We start from the raw sequence: 18,297 nt of genomic DNA on the forward strand, positions 1-18,297 counted from the left end.
TTCATCATGCATAATTCGTAATTAACCATTATCTTTGCAACATGGTATTGAAAGCTATCAATAAAGATAAGTATTTCCTGTCCACGGTCATCATCTCGCTGATGGTGGCTGTGCTCATTCATTTTCCGGAATCGGTCTCTCTCTTCGACCGTTTCGAAAGCCATTCGCTTTTCCCGGGAATGAAGTTTATGGATGTGGCAAATGAAATTCTGTTTACCTTCGTTTCGTTACTCATACTTTTTGCCATCAATACGCGCTTGTTCCATTTCAACCAGGCGTCCATTAAAATAACGGCTGCAAAGATTCTGCTTTCCTTCATCCTGACATGGATACTCAGCAATCTGCTGGGACAAGTGTTTGTCTTCCTGCACCGGACATTCGACATTCCCGCCATCGATGCGATGGTACACCATTACCTCCATCCGTTGCGGGACTTCATCATGGCTTGCCTCGTCACCAGCAGTTGCTGCATCATCTACCTTGTCCGCCGCCAGCAACTGGTATTGATTGAGAACGAACAGTTACAGGCGGAAAACATCCGCAACCAGTATGAAGTATTGAAGAATCAGCTCAATCCGCACATGTTGTTCAACTCACTGAATACGCTGCGTTCACTGGTACGGGAGAATCAGGATAAGGCACAGGATTATATTCAGGAACTCTCGCGGGTACTGAGGTATACGCTACAAAGCAACGAATCGCAAAGCGTCAGCCTCCGGGAAGAGATGGAGTTCGCTTCTGCTTACATCTTCCTGCTGAAGATGCGTTTTGAGAACAACTTGCAGTTTGATATACAGATAGCCAAGTCTTTCGAAGACTACCGCCTCCCTCCGATGGCGGTACAAGTGTTGATAGAGAATGCCGTGAAGCACAATGAAATCAGCGACCGCAAACCACTGACTATCCATATCGTCACCAACAACGAGGGATATCTGTCCGTAAGCAACGACATTCAGCCCAAACGGACCGCTGCCTCCGGCACCGGCATCGGCCTTGTCAATCTCGCCAAACGCTACCGGCTATTATTCAAACAGGACATACAAATCACAGAGGACAAAGAGTTTTCCGTTTGCATTCCTCTTATTGATGAAGTACAATGAACGACAAGCCAAGTGTTATGAAAACAGTTATTATTGAAGATGAAAAAGCTGCTGTACGCAATCTGACTTCCCTGCTCAACGAAGTGAAACCGGAAGCTGAAATTATTGCCATACTGGACAGCATCAATTCCACCATCGAATGGTTCGACATCCACCCGATGCCGGAACTCGTTTTTATGGATATTCACCTGGCGGATGGTTCTGCTTTCGAAATATTCGATCATATCAGCATCACCTGCCCCATTATCTTCACCACGGCTTACGACGAATATGCCCTGCGTGCCTTCAAAGTGAACAGTATCGACTACCTGCTGAAACCTATCGGCAAAGAGGACATCGAACATGCGTTTGAAAAATTGGACAACTTGCAGGATACCATCCCCGAAAACGGAAGCAGACGGGAAAATAAGGAAGAGGAACTACTTCACCTCATTCACTCGCTGAAAAAACAGGAGAATTATAAGACGCATTTCCTCATACCGATAAAAGGCGATAAGCTACTTCCTGTCTCGATCGACATGATTCAACTGTTCTATATCAAAGATTGTCAGGTAAAAGCTGTCTTAACGGACGGGGTGGAATACAACTTTTCTCTTACGCTGGATGAGTTGGTCGATTGTTTGAATCCTAGTCTCTTCTTCAGAGTCAACCGGCAGTTTCTGATTTCAAGGGAGGCGATAAAGGATCTTGATTTATGGTTCAACAGCCGGTTGTCCATTAATCTGCACCACTCCAGAATGACAGAGAAGATATTGGTAAGCAAAGCACGGGTAGCGGAATTTAAGGAATGGTTTTCGAGCAAAAAGTAAAACAAGCGGGACTATATTGAAATCCCACTATATGCATTCGTTCTTTATAAGTATCGGATATCAGTTCTAAAAATGGAAAGGATGAAGCCCAGCCTCATCCTTTCCATTTTTATCTTAATACCTAACCTTATTAAAACCCAATTGATGATTTATACTTCAGCGTCTTCTCCGGTAAGGAAATCGAAGGAGGTACAGCCTCATCGGACACCGCCCGTTTGTAATTCGGCTTGCTGCTCATCACAAAACGAAGTTTCACTCCATCACGGATATCATCATACGTCAGGTAGGACTTATCGTACTTTTTACCATTGACATAAAGCTCCTTCACGTACAGGTTCTTCGGCGACCAGTTGTCCGCTGTCATTTCAATGTTTTTTCCATTACTCATCCGGACCGTAATAGCCTCTGCGCATGGCGAACCGATATTATAAATATTGCTGGACGGAGCCACCGGATAGAAACCGATGCAGTTGAACATATACCACGCAGACATCTGTCCGCAATCGTCATTACCACTCAATGCATCCGGTGTATTTCCGTAGAAACGGTCGACGATGGTACGTATCCACTTCTGACATTTCCACGGTTCTTTCAGGTAGTTGTAGAGGTATGCAACATGATGGCAAGGTTCATTTCCATGCCAATAGGCTCCGATACGCCCCTGTATATCATGTGCTCCGGGGATATCATCCGGCAGTTCTACCGTAAAAAGCTCATCCAGGCGTTTGCGGAACAGTTCCTTACCGGCCTCGTTGATATATCCCTGCACATCTTGCGGCACATACCAGGTATATTGCATCGTGAATCCTTCCGTGATATCACCCCAGCCATGTACCGATCCCGGACCCTGATAGGCAACCGGAGTAAACGGAGTGCGCCAGTCACCTTTGCTGTCGCGTCCGCGCATATATTTCGTTTCGGGATCAATCAAGGTCTGATAAGACAAAGCACGGTTGAGGAAATAATGATAATCGTCTTCTTTGCCTAATTTCTTGGCTGCCTGTGCGATGCAATAATCATCATAAGCATATTCCAGTGTCTTTGACACTGACTCCGCTTCCTTATCGAATGGTACATAGCCCATTTCACGATATTCCGGAAGGCAATCGTAGTTCAGATTCATCGCTGTGGTTTTCATCGCTTCGTATGCACGCTCGTAATCAAAGCCTTTCACTTCTTTCACGATCATATCCGCCAATACGGATACGGCGTGATAGCCAATCATACACCAGGTTTCGTTGCCGTAGAAAGACCAGATAGGAAGCATCTTCTCCACACTCTTGTCGTAATGAGCCAACATAGAATTTGCAATGTCCGCATTCACCTCCTGCTGAACCAAGTTAAACCAGGGATGCAAAGCCCGATAGGTATCCCAAAGAGAGAACACCGTATAGTTCGTGAATCCTTCCGCTTTTTCTATGTTCTTGTCTAGTCCGCGGAACTGCCCGTCCGAATCCTGAAAGATAAACGGATGCAGAGCGGCATGATAGGCGGAAGTATAAAACGTTTCCTTTGTCTTTCGGTCAGCAGTCAACGTATATTTTCCAAGTTCCTTTTCCCAAAGGGCTTCCCCTTTCGCCCTTAACTCGTTGAAAGTTAATCCGTCGAGTTCCTTCATATTATTCCGGGCACCGTCTGTGCTGACTGCAGAGATGGCTGTTTTCACCGTCACTTCTTCTCCTGCCTTTGTATCAAAGGAGATACAAGCCATCAGATTCTTTCCCCAGGCTTCGTAAGAACTGCGGAATCGGGAAGTGTTATAAATAACCGGCTTTTTGTCTTGTACAAAGCGCAGTCCGGTCAACTTCTTCGAGAAAGTAGCCGTGAAGTACACATGACGTTCCGGCCCCCACCCTTTCACCAGTTTGTATCCGGTGATAGTCGAATCATTAATCATTCGCAGATTCGACCATTCGCAGGATTGCCAGAGCGTATGGTTCATATCAATCATGATGAACGCATTATCCGACTCTGGATAAGTAAAACGGAACATACCGCTACGCACACCGGAAGTCATTTCGGCTTTGACTCCATAGTCTGCCAGTTCCACAGCATAATAATTGGGGGACGCCCACTCCTTATCATGTGAGTAACGCGAACGATAGCCTTGATCGGGATCTTCATGAGTACCGGGTTCCAGTTTCATTTCTCCCGTTCCGGGGATAAACAGAAAGTCGCCCAAGTCCGGAATACCTGTTCCGCTCAAGTGCGTCAAACTGAATCCCATCAATGTCAGATGATTGTATTTGTATCCGGAAGCTGCATCATAGAAGCGGCTGTCCGTATCGGGGCTTATCTGGATTCCCCCGAAAGGAATCTGTGCACCGGGATAAACATTTCCATAACCATCCGTACCGACAAACGGGTTCACGTAGTCCGTCAGCTTTTCAGTTTGAGCCATGCCCGGCAAGATACTCACCAGACACGACCAAACCAAAAACAACCTTTTTCTACCAACTTTATTAACCATATCCAATCGTATATTACACCTGTATATCACCTACAGCAACCTGATATTCATGCCATAGTTCATCTATGCTATATTCTGTTCCCAAGATATGCTTGATAGCTCCGTCAAACGACCAGGGAATCACCTCCAGTGTGCTGCGGTTAAACTTACGCAGGAATTCAGGATCTTTATTGTCGCGCAACCAGACGAAGAAATAACCTGCTGTCCGATAACCGTCCATGTAGTTTCCTCCTTTCGGACGGGCATTCGGTCCGTCGAATCCGCCGTTGGCTACACGTACGGCATCTGCCATTCCTTCAATAAATGCCCAGAATACACGATTGGTTCCGTAAGAGCCGATGCCTTGCGGTTCCAGCTGATAGGCGTGTGTCAGTTCGTGCAACAGTACCCCACGCGTTTCGAAGAACAGCTTTGCCGTATCGTTTTCCGCAAATGATTTCTCGATATGCCGTGTGCTGTAGAAGATAGTAACGTCTCCATTACCACCGCCTTTGGCAGAAATTCCTTCGATGTCTTCCAGTGTATAATGTATCTTGTTCACCGGAGTTATGCTGTCTTCCGGTGAGTTATAAAGAGTAGCCAATACAGTGCGTGCCTGCTCTTTGATATAAGACTCCGCATCCGGAATGATCCGGTGATAAATGTCCGAACCTTTTGTTTCCGAAGCTTTATCTTCGAACAAGACAGTTCCTACATTGTAGCTTTTCCATACGTCCGGTTTTGCTTCGGCTTGCTTCTTCGCACTTGCCGCACAAGCTCCCATGCCCACAATCAGGGCAATTGCATATACCAAATGTCTCTTTTTCATATTCTTTTCTTGATTATTTATTGATGCTGTTAATTGATTCCATTAGTTAATGAATAAGGTTTGTCCTGCACCGATACTCCACGACGTTTGTTGGGCGATGCCGACATTTTAAATTCCAATACGCCTCCTTTCAGGATATCCTCGTGTGTGATGTACATTTTATCATAAGACTCGCCGTTCAGTTTCAGTGACTGTACATAACGCTTCTTGTCGCTGACGCCCGGCGCTTTGATTTCCAGTGTCTTTCCGTTGGGAAGTGTCAGCTTCAGATAGGGCAGATAGGGAGCACCAAGGACATACTGGTCTGTACCCGGACAAACCGGATAGAAGCCCATCACAGAGAAAAGATACCATGCCGACATCTGTCCGCAATCATCATTTCCACCCAGTCCGTTGATGTCATTCTTATACATCTTGTTCAGGATTTCACGCAGCCAGTACTGTGTTTTCCACGGTTGGGAGGTCCATGCGTACAAATAAGGTACATGATGGCTCGGTTCATTGCCATGTACGTATCCACCTACCAGGCATTCTTCCGTAATATCCTCATTATGTTCATAGTACTTCTCCGGCAGATGCATGGAGAAGAGTTCGTCCAGTTTCTGTACGAATGTCTTTTCTCCTCCCATCAGGTCGATCATACCAAACACATCATGCGGTACATGAAAGGAGAAGTTCCATGAATTACCTTCGATAAAGCCTTCGCCGTAAGTTTGCAACACATCGAACTCTTTTTTGAATGTGCCGTCACTGTAGCGGGGACGGGCAAAACCGATGCTTGTATCATAGATGTTACGATAGTTGAGAGCACGTTTGCGGTAAGTATCCGCTATCTCTTTATTACCGGCTTTCAAGGCTGTCTGATAAATAGTCCAGTCGTCGTATGCATATTCCAACGTAGAGGAAGCTGCCGTACCACTCTTGTCCAGCGGGATATATCCCAGCTTCATATAATCGGCTACACCTTCATAGTAAGGTACCGTAGATGTGCTAACCATCGCCGATAATGCCTCATCCACATTTGAAAAAACTCCTTTGGTTATTGCATCCGCCAGCACAGACACAGCATGATAACCGCTCATACACCAGTTCTCATTTCCCATCAGGCTCCATATCGGCAACATGCCATGCACGCTCTGCTGTTCATGTTTGATCATTGATTCCACCATATCCGCATTGCGTTCCGGTTTCACCAGGTTAAGGAACGGATGTTCCGCGCGATATGTATCCCAAAGTGAGAATATAGTATAGTTAGTGAATCCTTTCGCCTGATGTATGTTATGATCCAGACCACGATAGGAACCGTCTACGTCCATATACACGGACGGATTAATCATGGTATGATAAAGCGAAGTGTAGAACATCGCCTTCTGATCCGGTGTACCTTCTATTTCGAAATGATCCAGTTCATTGTTCCAGTCTGTCCGGGCAGCTTCCGCCAACTGTTCGAAGCTCTTTCCGGAAGCCTCGGCACGCAGGTTCTTTACAGCGCTTTCCGTGCTGACTGCCGACAAAGCTACCTTTACAACCAGTTCGGGATCTTTGGCCGTTTCGAAGTTAAAGTAAGCCACGATCTTTCGGCCAGTGATTTCCGGGAAATTCTTCTCCAGCTTGAAACGACGCCAAAAGCCATTGTACAATACCTTTTCCTTATCCTTATATCCGTAATCCTTGATCGGCTGTGACAAGGAAATGGCAAAATAGGTATAATTCGTACGTGCCCATCCGTTGGTGATGCGGTATCCTGTCAGCAATGTATCGTTTTCCACCCGCAGGTTTGCCCACAATACTTTGCCGTCATAATTATAGATACCATGCACCAGGTCCAGGATCAGATGACCGTCTTTTCCTTTCGGGAAGGTATATTTATGTACACCCGTCCGTTGAGTAGCTGTCAGTTGCGCTTTAATGCCATAGTCGTCCAGCATCACTTCGTAGTATCCGGGTGTCGCTTTCTCTGTGGCATGATCGAAGCGCGAACGGTAACCCTCTTCCGGATGGTCCGCCCGTCCGGGATTCAATTTTACATCGCCGACAGCAGGCATCAGCAATATATCTCCCAGGTCGGAATGTCCCGTGCCGCTGAGGTGGGTGTGACTGAAACCTACGATGGTTTTATCCCGATACTGGTAACCGGCACAATATTCATACGCATTCTTCTGATAAGCTCCATTCACATTATGTGGAATTGTGTCTGTGTCCGGACTCAGCTGTACCCATCCGAAAGGGGTGCAAGCACCGGGGAAGGTATGCCCCATTCCGTTTGTCCCGATAATCGGATTTACATAATCTACCGGTTGCTGAGCTACGGCGGACAAGGTTACCGCCGCCATAGTCATCATCAATACTTTCTTTTTCATCTTATTCATACCTGCTTACTTGTTATCACGAGAGAAGGAATAGGGGAAGTCGGATTCGTTAATACCTCTTCCTTTATTCGGTTTATTATCCATATCAAATACCAGACGTCCGCCTTTCAGCAAGTCGAAATGATTCAGATAATTCTTTGTATAGTTCTTACCGTTATAGTTCAGCGAACGGATGTAACGATTGGCATCACTATTTTTAGGAGCGGAGATTTCCAGTTTCTTGCCGTTCTCCAGTGTGATCGTCGCTTTCTTGAAATAAGGAGCACCCATCACATATTCATTGCTGCCCGGACATACCGGATAGAAGCCTAAAGCGGTAAACACATACCAGGCAGAAGTCTGTCCGTTATCCTCATCACCACAATAACCGTCGGGAGTGGCAAAGTAGAGGCGGTTCATCACTTCACGCAGCCAGTACTGGGCTTTCCAGGGCTCGCCTGCATAGTTATACAAGTAAATCATGTGCTGGATAGGCTGGTTGCCGTGCGCATAGTTACCCATATTGGCAATTTCCATTTCACGGATTTCATGAATCACACCTCCGTAGTAGCTATCATCAAATATCGGTGGAAGGTTGAACACAGAATCGAGCATACTGACAAACATCTTTCTGCCGCCCATCAAATCGGCCAGTCCCTGTACATCATGAAATACAGACCACGTATAGTGCCAGCTGTTTCCTTCGGTAAAGGCATCCCCCCACTTGAACGGATTAAAAGGAGTCTGGAAGGCGCCATCGGCGTTCTTGCCACGCATCAGTTTTGTTTCAGGGTCGAACAGGTTGCGGTAGTTCTGGCTTCTGCTCTTATAGAGTTCCAGTTCTTCTGCCGGACGCCCTAGCTTTTCACCCATTCGGTAGATGCACCAGTCATCGTATGCATACTCTAATGTACGCGCCGCATTCTCGTTAATCTTTACATCGTAAGGCACATAACCCAGTTTATTATAATATTCGTATCCACGGCGCCCTGTTGTAGAAACTCTCGGATGTACACTGTTGGCTCCTTTGAGCAAACCTTCATACATTTTCTCCGCATCCGCTTTGGTCACATTCTTCATAAAAGCATCTGCCACTACGGAAGCCGAATTGTTTCCGACCATACAGCCACGATGTCCCGGACTCGCCCATTCGGGGAAGAATCCGCTTTCAAGATATGTATTCAACAGTCCTTCCTGCATCTTCTCTCCCATTGAAGGATATATCAAATTGACAAACGGGAACAGGCAACGGAACGTATCCCAGAAACCGGTATCGGTAAACATATATCCCGGACGGATTTCACCGTTATAAGGGCTGTAATGTACCGTTTCACCCTTCGCATTCACTTCGTGGAACATACGGGGGAATAATACCGAACGATACAGACAAGAATAGAAGGTACGCATCCGGTTCTCATCATCGTCTTCGACTTTGATACGTCCCAGTACGTCATTCCAAGCTTTACGTCCGGCTTCCTTGGTCTGTTCGAATGTCTTGTTTCCGATTTCTTTCAGATTCAGTTCCGCCTGTTCGGGGCTGATGAATGAGGAAGCCACTTTGGCATGCACCTGCTCTCCTTTCTTTGTCGAAAAACCGATGGCAGCACCTACGTGATTGGATTGCAGTTCAAGATGCGTCTCTACCAGATGGTAGTCCGCCCATACTTTATTAAATGTAAAAGGCTTGTCGAACTCTATCACAAAGTAGTTCCTGAAATTCTGCGGAACACCGCCACTGTTACGTGTCGTATAACCTACAATCTTATTTTCTTCGGGAATCACCTTCACATACGAACCACGGTCGAAAGCATCTACTACCACATAAGCATCGGACGCTTCGGGGAAAGTAAAACGGAAATACGCACAACGCTCCGTCGGGGCAATCTCCGTTGTCATGTTATACTCTGACAGATAAACACTGTAATAATAAGGAGTTGCTTTCTCTGCCTTATGCGAAAACCAGGAAGCACGGCTGTCCTGATCAATCTTCAGCTGTTTGGTCATCGGCATAATGGAGAACTGTCCGTAGTCATTGATCCAGGGACTGGGCTGGTGGGTCTGCTTGAAACCTCTGATTTTGTCAGAAGCATACGTGTAAGCCCAACCGTCCCCCATCTTTCCGGTCTGCGGCATCCAAAAGTTCATCCCCCAAGGCAGTGCAATGGCAGGATAGGTGTTTCCGTTGGAGAGCGAAATCTTGGAGTCGGTTCCCATCAGGGGATTCACGTAATCCACCGGCTGCTTTTGCGCAAAGATAGAGGAGACTCCCAACAATAGAGTCATTGTGATAGACAGTAGTTTCTGTTTATTCATGATATAAGAGTTAAACTATTAATATTAGATTAGCGAGTGTTATTATTCACGTTACAAATTAACGCAATAGAAAATTAATAACTATACTCTAACGTGACAAAAAGCACGTCCGGACGAGAATGTCAGAGTAGAGAACTAGGAGTCAAACAGAGCACAAATTAAATTACTAATAATCAAATAATTGCCCATAAGAAAATACAAATAGAGTACAAACAAAAACAAAAGCAAGAAAGTAATCGAGATTATGTTCTGTTTACTTTCTTGCTTTTTTCAAAGACTGGTTACTTCTTCATTCTAAACCAACGCTCGCCTGTAGCACTTAGCACATACACCATACTGTCATTGTCATCATAACTCCAATAGAAGCCGTCTTCCGAAACACAGAAAGAGAGGAATTTACTGTAATCCTGCTGTACACGGTTATAATCAGCCGGATTATTATTCCATCCGAATAAATCATATGGTTCGCCCAAGCTGATGAATATACGACCAGTAGCATTATCTGCTGTCATAGTAACCGCAAAGCCAATATAAGATCCCATACCACTCCACGGACAAGCAATCAAATTTCTCGGATTACGATCATCAAACTCCACACCAGAGTGGAAGATTCCCTTAAAGTCTGCATGAATCTCATCCTGATCTACTATATGGGTCTTCCAACCATCTGCATACCATGCTGCAATATCAGAGGCCTTCCGAGTATCACATACAACATTAGCATTGTCAGTTTCAATTTCACCATTCAAATAGTTGTAATAGAGTTTATTTAAACTTATTCCATCTACCGTCACATTGCTACCCAAAGTCAACACTGCATTTTCATCATTCGTTGTATCAATTATCATCGGATACTCTGTGTGTTTTACCACACCGTTATCTATTGCAGAAATCTTCACTTTCCAATTATTGCTCTCGTCGCAAATAATCAAATAGTGTGCAAGGAAAGAAGAGGATGACCTACGAAATACACCATTATTCAACTCTCCCTTAAGCAAATCCATGGCCTGTGCTTTATTATAAGCAATAATGGCCAATCGTTTTCTCTCCTTAGCTTGTTGCAAAGCTGCAGTTGAGACCGGAGTCAAGATCATTTCTTTGCCATGCGTCTGTCCTACAGCTGTAATTTGTGAATCAGAATACCCCGTAATGACAAATGTCGTCTCCGAGTTTTCGTTCAAATATTGTAGCATTCCTCCATTCAGCAAGGTAAGCAACACCGCTTTTTCCCCCTGGAAATCCAGAGAATAATCTGTTCCAACCTCATTCTTCAACAACGTTTCGTCTGAATCCGATGCTACATTTCCTTCTTCATCAAACTGAAAGTAGAACGTTACTCCTTGATAAATCATTTTCCATCCGTCTGCCGCACACAGTAGTTCTTTTACCTCTGAAGGACGCAAGCGGTCTGCACTCATGTCACCTTCATGTTCCCAGTCTTTCCAAGGTTCCGTCATGCCACAACTATAAAAAACCAGGCAACACAACGACAACATTATATAAATAAGTTTCTTCATGATGTTTTTCTTTTAAGATTTGAAATTAGAAATTAGGTATATATCCTCCCAAGTCCGGTCCCACTCCATAATTCTTGGCTGCTCCCGGCGCACAAATACGTAAGTCAATCATCGGCGGAATCCGTCCGTCATCCTTCACTTTCATCACACCGTCGGTAGTACCTCCCCAAGGATTCCGCATCTTGAAAAGATGAGTATTATCATCCGGCAAGATAAACGTAAACGCATGCCCACTGGTCGTCTGCCAATTTTGATCTACCTGTTCACCGCTTCTTGTAAAACCACCGATCACCAGTCTACCCTGTTTGAGCGACACTTCCACCGCGCGTTGTAAGTCTTCGGCAATCAATGCATTTGCACCGAAACCTACACTTTCCCCGTCGCCGGTAAAGATAGCAGAAACATATTCAGTACCAATACCACCGACATTAGAACTACCTTGATAGATCTGATTCCACTTAATCATAGCCTTTTCGAGAATCGTAGCCCAAGTGACTTCTTTATTTCTGCCGCCTAAGGCACCTAAATCGCCACTATTACCGATAAAATAGTCGCCACCTACACCAACTGATATTTGTTTTCCTTTCGGGTCATACATAGTAACTGTGTATGTTTTGTCCATATTATCCTTGATAATGTGTTTTACGAAACGGGGATAGAGGTATGCCATCGAAGCAATCACCGCACAAGCACAGCAGTCACCTACCCAACGCTGATTTACATCAGACATCACAGGATTTCCATTTGGATAAATGGATACAACATTGAATGTATTCCAAGCCATCTTCGTCCCACCATCTCCAAATGGTTCAGGTTCTTCAGCAGGATCGGCAAGCCATTTCAAGTCTGCTGCCGTAGCTTCTCTGTCATTCTCATGCTGTCTGCCCATCGGAGTTATCGCACTAAACGTACTGGAACCTTTACTAGCAATCAAGTCGTTGATATTCTCCGTATATGAACGCATGGCCACCAGTTTCCATTCAGCTATCTGCGTGGCAGCACCACCATTGTTCGCTTCAACAGAAAGTCTGTAGTAACGATAGGAAGTTGCATTATCCACTTCATAGCTTTTCTCTTCTTTTCTCGCTGCAAAAAGTTGGTTTGTCTGCGCATCCAGTTCTGTCCACGTAGTATTATCATTAGAACCATAGAGTGTCCAATCTTTCGGGTCCATTTCGGGAGTATCGGCAGCCGAGGTCAACGAATAGGCAGTGACAGCCTTACTACTATTTCCATTCCAAGTGATGTTGAAACTACTATGATAAGTAACATACTTCGTGTCAGCATTATCGTCTACCAAACGTCTGATTTCCGAACCGACAGGAGCATCAGCATATTGCGCTATAATTGTACCACTGGAGGGCATATTCGTGTTACCCGAACCAAGTACATAAGAAACCGGAGCATCTTCGTTCGGACCTTCTCCTCCATTATCTCCTTCATCATCGTCGGACGAACATCCTGCCAGACAAAAGGGAATTAGCAGCACCAAAAGAAAAATGATTCTCTTCACTGCATTCACATCGCTACATCTTATTTGAGGTATCTTCATTGTTTTTCTTTTCATTAATTTCTTTCATTCATTCGCAGATCGGACATCCGGAGTATATTACTCCGTTGTCCATCCCAGATTTTGTACCATCTTCGGATTACGACGTACATCTTCGTCAGGAATCGGGAAGAGGTAATGTTTAGGCAAAAATGTACGTGTTTCTACTACTACCTTCTCAAAAAATGCAGGAGCATCCGAACGGAAAGCCATACCATGAATAGGTCCGCCTTCTCCACCTCTATGATATTTAGGATAAATCCAATCATCGCCTACAGCCATATCGGCTACTTTCCAACGACGTACATCAAAGAAATGATTCCATTCGAACATCAGCTCAACCAAACGTTCACGATGAATACGTTTGTCCACTCCGTCACGTGTATCTTCATAAGGAATGCATGCAAATCCATTATCGTCCTTAGTACCTACCGCACCATATCCAGGAATACCGGCACGGGCGCGTATCTTATTTACATACTTAATCGCTTCATTACGTTGGTCACAAGCGCTCAACGTTTCAGCATACCCCAAGTACATGTCTGCCAAACGAAGCAAAGTTGCACAATGCCTGTTAGCCCCGCTACGTCCTTCTTTTGAAGCCATTTTACGCATACCATAACCCGTGTAAGGGGCATCCCAATTGGCATTAGCATAACCGGAATTACCGTTATAAGTCAGTTCTGTGGTTATTTCTCCACGCGGAGTATCTGTCTTCAACCAAGTAGAACCATGGAATGTAATGTTCGTATAAAAACGCGGTTCGCGATTAGCCCATTGTTTCAATGTTTGATTCGAATTGCTCTTGAAGTAGGTTCTGGAAGGAACTACTTCGTCAGTATAGTCACTCGACCATCCCAAATATTCATTAGAAGGTACCCCCTCATATTCCTTATAGTTCGTATCGTCAACAATCCGGCGACCGTCTTTCATAAAGTACAAGTCCACCATTTCCTGAGGTACACCAAATCCCAGACCACCTCTCAAAGCACCATTATTATCATCGTACCCCTTGTGATAAGGCGTGGTTTCGTAAGCCCGGTAATCATGGTCTGCCAAGCGAATGAAAATCTGTTCTTTATTCTCTGTACCGTACAAAACTCCCGATGTCACTTTTCTATAAGATTCATAGAAATCAATCTTTCCATCGGCTGTCTTCTCCGTATATAAAGAGAAAGTGTTACCGTATTCATCAAAGAATTCTTTGTAAGCATCACGTGCAGCCTCCCATTTCGCTTTTTCCTGCGATTTATCTTGCGGAAAGAGTTGCTTGCCACTTTCCGGATTAACGATGGCGGCATAATCGGGATTACAATTGAATAGCGGACTTGCCGCATACAACAACATTTTCGCTTTGAAAGCTTTACATGCAGCTCTGTCTATACGTCCCAAATTGGATCCGTCATATCTATCAGGAAGCTCATTTGCCGCATCATCAAATTCCTTCGCCATAAAAGCCACACATTCATCTACCGTATTACGTTCTTTCAGCAGTTCAGCAGTAGAAATATCCAATGGAATTGGTTCTTCCCCCAAAATCACAAATGGGCCGTAGGAACGGAAAATCATGAAGTAATAGAAAGCACGCAAAGCTCTGGCTTGCGCTTTCCACTGTTTGCGTTGTGCGGCCGAAGCTTCCAAACAACGGTCTACATTCATGATAAATGTACTGGCACGAGAAATTCCTTTATAATACTCGATGTACCAAAAGTTTATCCATGAGGAACCTGCATAGGTGGCTCCGGAAGCCCATTCGCTACCATTATTTCCGTCCCATGAAAGCTTGCATTCCAACGAACCGGTTGTCCAGATCCCCGACATCGTATTCCTTGCAGAACGTTCTAATGTTTCATCGGGCACATAATTATACACATTATTCAAAAACTGTTCTGTCTTCGAGCGATTAGTAAACGTATCCTCCAAGTCATATTGTTCACCGGGGATTGCATCGAAGAAATCATTGCACGAACTAAGTCCGACCACCAAACACAGCGCCAAAGTTCCTATTTTAAATATATTTTTCATATCCTTCTTGCTAACTGATTATTATTAAAAACTTACATTCACACCTACTGAATAAGTACGTACATTAGGATAAGCAGTACCATTATTGGTATTCAACTCCGGATCCCATAATTTGAACTTAGAGAATGTCAATAGGTTGGTGCCCATCACATAAATACGCGCACTCTTCAGGAATGTTTGATTAATCAACTTCTTCGGGAGTTGGTAAGCAATAGTCAACTGTTTCAGACGCAGGAAACTGACATCTTTCTGCCACCATGTGCTGGTTTTCATATTATTTTGATTCGCATTGTTTCCATGATGCAAACGAGGATAGAATACATCCTGATTAGTCGGATTGTCAGCAGACCATCTGTCAGTAATGTTTGCAAACAAGTTCGTAATACCTGAACCATCATTAAAAGGATACATGGCATTTCCTCCCAAACAACGGTCTGCCTTGGCATTTCCGGCAAAGAGCGCACCGACAGAGAAATCACCTAATTGTAAATCTGCACCGAAACCATAATAAATCTTAGGTACGTCACCCTGACCTATCAGACATTTATCATAATCGTCAATTACTCCGTCACCATTTAAATCCTTATATTTGATATCACCCACTTTCGAAATCTGTCCCGGATGCCCTTCACCAAACTGCTTGGCATGGTCCATGATCTCTTCTTCACTAGTGAATAACCCTTCGGCGATCCATCCCCAACGTCCGTTCACGTTCGTTCCTCTTTTTTCCATCCACGGATACTGTACCCGGGGATCATCGTTCTCTATAATTTTATCTTCATTCCATGAGAAGTTACCACGGACAGTCAGGAAACATTTCTTACCGAGTTGCTGTGTATATTCCAATGTAGCTTCAAAACCCTTATTGTCTACCACTCCCAAATTAGCATAAGGCATTTCTACGAACCCGGAATAATCAGGAATAACGCGTCGGGTAATAAAGATGTCTTTACGATGTTCTTTAAAGATATCTAATGTCAGCGAAAGATTGTCTTTGAAAAATTTTAAGTCAACACCTAAGTCTTGCTTGCGGGAAGTAGACCAACCGACATTGGCTCCGTACTTGCTGAACCCCCAACCACCAACACCGTTATTCTGGTCGCCAAAACGATAACCATCTACGCTCGCCATCTGGTCTAGGTACATAAAACGCCGTCCTGTTACAGCATCCGTACCAACTAAGCCATCTGTATAACGCACTTTAAAGTAAGAAACAGTTTCTTGCAAAGATTCCCACCAAGCCTCATTAGAGATAGCCCAGCCAAGACCAAATGCAGGGAAGAAACCGAAACGTTTTTCTGGACTGAAGTTCTCGGAACCATTATACCCAAGGTTTGCCTCGAAAAAATAACGGTCGTTCCATGAGTAAGTAGCACGGGCGGCCAAGCCTTGTTGCTTATAGGGCAAAGAACCGATCAGATTATCAGAACTCGAACGGTAAATCTTTTGGTTATAAAGCAAAAGACCACCTATCCGATGCAAACCGAACGAACGGTCGTAATTTAAAGAAGCTTCAAAGTAAGTACTTCTAGAGTCGGAAGCGCCCTGGTCAAATGCAAGATCTTTATGTCCTGTATAGGTCAGTGCATACCGATAATTGCCATCTGCATCAAATACATCATCATTCCACAATCCGTTTTCGTCTTTAGTTCCGGCAAAATTGTAAGTATCTTCACGCTTGTTATACTTCAGGTCACGACTGTTATGCACGTCGAAAGCCAACATGGCAGAGGCGGTAAGCCCTTTACTCCACTTCCAGAAACCAAGGTCTTGCGTCAAACGAATGTTGGAGTTCAACTGATTTCTTGCTTCATTTTTGTAACCACGACGAGTCAAATCGGCATACGGGTTACGGAGGTCACCATTGGTAGAGATACCTGGTACAGAACCATCAGGCATCATTAACGGCAAATAGACCGGATTAATCTCCATAGCTGACGCAAACAAGTCACTGGTAGATTGCTGCGGATAGTTACCCATAGAAAGGAAACCATTGAAGCCCAAATCAATAGTAGTCGTTTCTGTTGGCTTCAAGTTCAAATTAGCGGTATAATTGTAGCGGTCGTAACGGATGTTAGCATCATAGTTCTCCATTTCAGCGGTACGTGTCAGACCTTTTTCATTATAATAACTCAATGAAACGTAGTAAGTGGCATTAGGTACCCCACCACGCACACTTACATTTACACGACGATTATGTCCCCAGTCATTGAATAATTCGTTCATCCAATCAACGTTCGGATACAAATAAGGATTGAACATCAGTGGATTATCATTCGGTAGTAATCCATGGGCTTTCTTCGTAGCCTCAATATATTGAGGAGAATATAACATACTGCCTCTAGTATCCATATACGCTTCATTGGCAGCATCCATATACGTAAAGGCATCCGCCATTTCAGGTTTCTTTGTCAATGTCACAAAACCTTCATAGTAGTCTACTGAGAATTGCGGCTTGCCCACCTTACCCGGTTTGGTTTTAATCAGAATTACACCATTAGCACCGCGTACTCCATATACAGCTGTGGCAGAAGCATCTTTCAGCACCGTAAACGACTCAATATCTTCAGGGTCGATATTATTGAAACTACGTTCCACACCATCCACCAATACCAGTGGTTTAGAGTTCTGACCCGCCAGTGTAGAAATACCACGGATCCAAAGATCGGAATCATCATGCCCCGGTTCTCCTGAACGTTGCACAGCTACTACACCCGGCAAACGTCCAGCAATAGCAGAAGATAAATTAGCTGTCGGCATCTTTATATCTTCTATTTTCATAGATGACTGCGCACCTACTACCGATACTTTACGTTGATGTCCGTAAGCCACAACTACCACTTCGTCCAGTGACGATACATCTTCTGCAAGAATTACGTCCAGCACTTTCTGTTTGCCTACTTTTACCTCTTGTGATTTATATCCTATATAGGATACGATAAGAATGGGATTGTTACTCGTCAGTTTCAGATTATACTGACCATTGGTGTCTGTTATGGTACCATTCGTAGTACCTTTTTCCTGAACGCTCACTCCAATGAGCAATTCGCCTTTTTCATCAGACACACGCCCTGTTACAGGAGTACCTTGTGCCCACACTACTGTACTAAATGTTAGCAGTAATGCCAATAGCCACAATGTCTTTGTGTGATGTTTTTCCATTTCAAACAAATTCATGTTACTTTGTTTTTTTTAATTAATACTAAGGTTATCAATCGCCTATATAATTCTTATAAGCGGAAGCAAATTAAAAACTTTTAATATTAAGAATATTCCGCAGAAGTGACAAAATTATGTCAAAATGAAAATGCTCATTTATAGAACAGAAAGGAGAAATAAAGCACATTATAAACATCTA

General features: G+C 44.2%; 10 protein-coding genes. 2 read left to right on the forward strand and 8 right to left on the reverse strand.

The window, feature by feature from the left end; genetic code table 11:
- The first annotated feature begins 41 nt into the window (after nucleotides 1-41).
- Nucleotides 42-1,100 (forward strand): sensor histidine kinase, encoded by a 1,059-nt coding sequence (locus DW640_RS08260; protein ID WP_008760884.1) that lies wholly within the window; start codon nucleotides 42-44, stop codon nucleotides 1,098-1,100.
- 17 nt (nucleotides 1,101-1,117) lie between these two features.
- Nucleotides 1,118-1,909 carry a LytTR family DNA-binding domain-containing protein gene (locus DW640_RS08265; RefSeq protein ID WP_054960201.1) on the forward strand — a complete coding sequence of 264 codons (792 nt, stop codon included), beginning with the start codon at nucleotides 1,118-1,120 and terminating at the stop codon, nucleotides 1,907-1,909.
- A 130-nt stretch (nucleotides 1,910-2,039) separates the two neighbouring features.
- Here the strand turns inward: DW640_RS08265 and DW640_RS08270 are convergent, their stop codons facing one another.
- The 8 genes from DW640_RS08270 to DW640_RS08305 form a co-directional block, all read right to left on the reverse strand.
- Complete coding sequence (locus tag DW640_RS08270) at nucleotides 2,040-4,379, reverse strand: GH92 family glycosyl hydrolase (protein ID WP_117577822.1); 2,340 nt, start codon at nucleotides 4,377-4,379, stop codon at nucleotides 2,040-2,042.
- 13 nt (nucleotides 4,380-4,392) lie between these two features.
- Nucleotides 4,393-5,187: a basic secretory family protein gene (locus DW640_RS08275; protein ID WP_008764203.1), complete on the reverse strand. Its 795-nt coding sequence runs from the start codon at nucleotides 5,185-5,187 to the stop codon at nucleotides 4,393-4,395.
- A gap of 29 nt (nucleotides 5,188-5,216) precedes the next feature.
- Nucleotides 5,217-7,556: a GH92 family glycosyl hydrolase gene (locus DW640_RS08280; protein WP_117577824.1), complete on the reverse strand. Its 2,340-nt coding sequence runs from the start codon at nucleotides 7,554-7,556 to the stop codon at nucleotides 5,217-5,219.
- Nucleotides 7,557-7,562: 6 nt separating this feature from the next.
- Nucleotides 7,563-9,848 (reverse strand): GH92 family glycosyl hydrolase, encoded by a 2,286-nt coding sequence (locus DW640_RS08285; RefSeq protein ID WP_117577826.1) that lies wholly within the window; start codon nucleotides 9,846-9,848, stop codon nucleotides 7,563-7,565.
- 281 nt (nucleotides 9,849-10,129) lie between these two features.
- Nucleotides 10,130-11,365, reverse strand: coding sequence for a DUF4302 domain-containing protein (locus DW640_RS08290; protein ID WP_008760880.1), 1,236 nt, complete (start codon nucleotides 11,363-11,365; stop codon nucleotides 10,130-10,132).
- Between the two features lie 25 nt (nucleotides 11,366-11,390).
- Nucleotides 11,391-12,917, reverse strand: a complete 1,527-nt coding sequence (locus DW640_RS08295) for a C2 family cysteine protease (protein ID WP_011109041.1) — start codon at nucleotides 12,915-12,917, stop codon at nucleotides 11,391-11,393.
- A gap of 57 nt (nucleotides 12,918-12,974) precedes the next feature.
- Nucleotides 12,975-14,939 carry a RagB/SusD family nutrient uptake outer membrane protein gene (locus DW640_RS08300; RefSeq protein WP_011109040.1) on the reverse strand — a complete coding sequence of 655 codons (1,965 nt, stop codon included), beginning with the start codon at nucleotides 14,937-14,939 and terminating at the stop codon, nucleotides 12,975-12,977.
- 24 nt (nucleotides 14,940-14,963) lie between these two features.
- Nucleotides 14,964-18,116, reverse strand: a complete 3,153-nt coding sequence (locus tag DW640_RS08305) for a TonB-dependent receptor (RefSeq protein ID WP_008764197.1) — start codon at nucleotides 18,114-18,116, stop codon at nucleotides 14,964-14,966.
- Between the last annotated feature and the right edge of the window lie 181 nt (nucleotides 18,117-18,297).

The organism is Bacteroides sp. AM23-12 (assembly GCF_003434395.1).
In the GTDB taxonomy this organism is placed as follows: Bacteria; Bacteroidota; Bacteroidia; order Bacteroidales; family Bacteroidaceae; genus Bacteroides; species Bacteroides thetaiotaomicron.

Coding starts and splice junctions, on each gene's coding strand:
- DW640_RS08260 (WP_008760884.1), top strand. CDS start 42: ATGGTATTGAAAGCTATCAATAAAGATAAGTATTTCCTGTCCACGGTC.
- DW640_RS08265 (WP_054960201.1), top strand. CDS start 1,118: ATGAAAACAGTTATTATTGAAGATGAAAAAGCTGCTGTACGCAATCTG.
- DW640_RS08270 (WP_117577822.1), bottom strand. CDS start 4,379: ATGGTTAATAAAGTTGGTAGAAAAAGGTTGTTTTTGGTTTGGTCGTGT.
- DW640_RS08275 (WP_008764203.1), bottom strand. CDS start 5,187: ATGAAAAAGAGACATTTGGTATATGCAATTGCCCTGATTGTGGGCATG.
- DW640_RS08280 (WP_117577824.1), bottom strand. CDS start 7,556: ATGAATAAGATGAAAAAGAAAGTATTGATGATGACTATGGCGGCGGTA.
- DW640_RS08285 (WP_117577826.1), bottom strand. CDS start 9,848: ATGAATAAACAGAAACTACTGTCTATCACAATGACTCTATTGTTGGGA.
- DW640_RS08290 (WP_008760880.1), bottom strand. CDS start 11,365: ATGAAGAAACTTATTTATATAATGTTGTCGTTGTGTTGCCTGGTTTTT.
- DW640_RS08295 (WP_011109041.1), bottom strand. CDS start 12,917: ATGAAGATACCTCAAATAAGATGTAGCGATGTGAATGCAGTGAAGAGA.
- DW640_RS08300 (WP_011109040.1), bottom strand. CDS start 14,939: ATGAAAAATATATTTAAAATAGGAACTTTGGCGCTGTGTTTGGTGGTC.
- DW640_RS08305 (WP_008764197.1), bottom strand. CDS start 18,116: ATGAATTTGTTTGAAATGGAAAAACATCACACAAAGACATTGTGGCTA.